This is a genomic window from Tissierellales bacterium (genome assembly GCA_035301805.1).
Lineage (GTDB): Bacteria > Bacillota > Clostridia > Tissierellales > DATGTQ01 > DATGTQ01.
The window spans coordinates 1-2,867 of the sequence record DATGTQ010000210.1 but is presented as its reverse complement, the minus strand read 5'-3'; the positions used below and the strand labels follow the sequence as shown (position 1 = coordinate 2,867).

5 protein-coding genes are annotated in these 2,867 nt (G+C 29.2%); all 5 read left to right on the top strand.

All coding sequences use genetic code 11. The annotated features are described in order from the left end of the window. Positions 1 to 185: hypothetical protein (locus VK071_10895; GenBank protein HLR35817.1), on the top strand; the 185-nt coding region annotated here is incomplete at its 5' end. Between the two features lie 17 nt (positions 186 to 202). Next, positions 203 to 484: a hypothetical protein gene (locus VK071_10890; protein HLR35816.1), complete on the top strand. Its 282-nt coding sequence runs from the start codon at positions 203 to 205 to the stop codon at positions 482 to 484. Between the two features lie 378 nt (positions 485 to 862). Continuing rightward, positions 863 to 1,693, top strand: a complete 831-nt coding sequence (locus tag VK071_10885; protein HLR35815.1) for a DNA (cytosine-5-)-methyltransferase — start codon at positions 863 to 865, stop codon at positions 1,691 to 1,693. Positions 1,694 to 1,705: 12 nt separating this feature from the next. Continuing rightward, positions 1,706 to 1,843, top strand: a complete 138-nt coding sequence (locus VK071_10880) for a hypothetical protein (GenBank protein ID HLR35814.1) — start codon at positions 1,706 to 1,708, stop codon at positions 1,841 to 1,843. Then, the gene (locus VK071_10875) at positions 1,844 to 2,179 is read left to right on the top strand and encodes a class I SAM-dependent methyltransferase (protein HLR35813.1); all 336 of its coding nucleotides are present in this window, start codon (positions 1,844 to 1,846) and stop codon (positions 2,177 to 2,179) included. Positions 2,180 to 2,867: the final 688 nt, after the last annotated feature.

Here is a 2,867-nt window from a genome sequence, read left to right as displayed (position 1 = left end):
TCATTATCTATTTTAAAAAACGAATGAGTTCATTTTTATACATTGTACTCGGGATAATTACTGGTATACTTAGTCTATTACTAGGTGGAACCTTTTCCTTTATTATTGTAGCTTTTCTAACAACGAGAAATGATGAATCAGAAATTGAGACTGGTGCAGAAGTAAGTGATACGGAAACAAGTTAATTGTTTATAATTTTTATATGAACTTATCGGCAGAAACCAGATGTAATTGCATCTGGATAGATGCCGATATTTTTTTAGATGTTATAGTTGTAGTTTATTGCATAACACTTTATTCTATTATCCATTTTAAAAAACAAATGGATTCATCTGAATACATTAAAACCTTAGCGCTTGTCGTAGGATTAATTTTTATATTAGGTGAAATATTTTCTTTGCTATTTATAGCTATTCTTACAATGTCGGAGAATGAATCAGAAACTAGGGATGATGAAGAGAAAATTGATGTAAAGAGATATTAATTATTTATAACTTTATTGTAAATTATTGGTTATCAATAGAAATATATTGTTTGTCCCATATTGATATTTTTCTCTTTAAAACTCTCTTTTCGTTGTAGAAGGTATGTAATGGAAAAGTAAACTGATGAATAGTCGATTACATAGAAACTATACTATTCACCAGTGTAGTTTATAATACTATATTCTTCAACGGCTAACGAAAAAGCTGAAAAGTTAGCTAAGGAAAGTACAGTTTCTAATACTATATTCTTCAACTAATAATTGAATTGAAAAACTTTTCGAACAATCAGTTATTGCTAGAATATGTTTTGTTCAATTATAATTAAATAGAGGATATTGATAAGAAATTAAATATGAAGTTTTAGCAGGGGGTACAGTATGGAAACGAAAGAGTTTATAGGTAAGAATATTTCTAGATACCGTAAAGAAAGAAAATTAACCCAGGAAGAATTGGCCAGAAAATTAGGAGTAACCTTTCAAGCAGTTTCAAAATGGGAATGTGGAAATAGCTTACCAGATATTACTTTAATTCCTAATATTGCTGAGATTTTAGAAATTAGTTTAGATCGATTATTTGGTTTTAAAAGTCAAGAGGAGATTACTAGTATCTATGAAGAAGAATATCAAATAAAGGAATATTATTGGGGATTAACACCTTCGAAAATGTGTTATTCAGTATTGGAATTACTTCCTCCCATAAAACGTCTTAAAGTTTTAGATATTGGCTGTGGAGAAGGAAAAGACTCCATATTTTTCGCAAGAAATGGATACGATGTTTCTGCCTTCGATATATCTACTGCAGGTATTCAGAAGTTAATAAATCTATGTAGTAAGAGGAAAGTAAAGGCTAATGTTTTTAGAGCAGATATTAATGATTATAGATTAAATTCAAAATTTGATATTCTATTTTCTAGTGGTGTAATCCATTATGTAAAACCAGAATTAAGACCTGATATATTTCATAACTATAAAAGATTTACTAATAATGGTGGTATCCATGTATTTAATGTTTTTGTAGAAAAACCATTTATTGCACAACCACCAGAAAACGAGCCTAATGCTTATAATTGGATTTCAGGTGAACTACTAACCTATTATCATGATTGGGAAATTGTTGAATTTGAAGAGGTTATTTTTGACTGTAATTCTTCTGGGATTCCTCATAAACATGCTATGAATAAGATAATTGCGAGAAAAGTATCAACGTAACGGAGGGATTATATGGATACATATGATAGAAGTGCAAACTATTGGAATGATGTATTTGGGAAGCTTGAAGTAAAACAAGTTACGTCTAAAAGTGTAGGACATAGTGACTTAGACAATGCCTTGGATTGGCTTTGCGAGGGTTCAAATTAAATACTTGATTTTGGATGTGGTAATGGAGTTTTACTATTTAAATGTGCTTTAAGAGGCACTGAGAATCATAGGGGTATTGATATTTCAAAAGAGGCTATTAAAGTGGCTAAAGAAATTCAAAAAGGGAGCAAAACAGGTAATTTTGCTTTTACTAGAGGTGAGGTAAAGTCATTAGAAACTATTCCTAATAGTTCTTACGGTGCTATAGTATTATCAAATATAATTGATAATTTAATTCCATCAGATGCTATTAAAGTATTAGTAGAAATAAAACGTATTCTTAAAGGAGAGAGTAAAATATTAATAAAACTCAATCATTTTCTTACAGAGGAATAGATTAAAGAATGGGATATAAAAATTATAGAAGATAACCTTTTAGATGATGGATTATTTTTATGGAATCAAACTACTGAAGAGTGGGACAAGTTATTAAGGGATTATTTTAGTGTTGTTAAGTATCAAGATATTTATTATCCTGAACATGAGCAATATAATAGACTATTTTTGCTCTGCAATGATATGAAATAATTGGTCAGTTGAAGTAGGTAATGGGACAAATCCAGAAAGATTATATAGAAATTGTGGATTTTATGGGAGTGATGCTTGGTGGTTACTTCGTAAGTAACTTAGCAAAAGGTAGACTATAGTGGAAGTTAGATTTGTTTCAATTAAATAAAAAAGTGCTAACAAATTAGTGCTTTTTGTTATTTCCAGAGGTTTTTTGCTATTTAAGAAGGAATTTATTAAAGATCCCTTGATTTCCAAAGAATTCCGTGGTAGTCTATAGAAGTAATATAAAAATACATTAATTCCTGGGGAGGACTATAGCTATGATTAAAACAACAAATTTACTTTCATCAAGAAAACTGGATACGCTAAGCAATATTAAAATCCTACGGGAATATGTATTAGGCTTTAATATCATGTAATTTAAGCTTTTTTAAATTTAATGTGTAACTGTATTAAATAAAATGTATACAAAAGTCACGGTAGGACTGTGGCTTTTTTTGTGTTCAAATTATGT

Excerpts from the sequence above, each read along its gene's own strand:
- VK071_10885 (HLR35815.1), top strand. The coding sequence starts at position 863 with ATGGAAACGAAAGAGTTTATAGGTAAGAATATTTCTAGATACCGTAAA.
- VK071_10880 (HLR35814.1), top strand. The coding sequence starts at position 1,706 with ATGGATACATATGATAGAAGTGCAAACTATTGGAATGATGTATTTGGG.
- VK071_10890 (HLR35816.1), top strand. The coding sequence starts at position 203 with ATGAACTTATCGGCAGAAACCAGATGTAATTGCATCTGGATAGATGCC.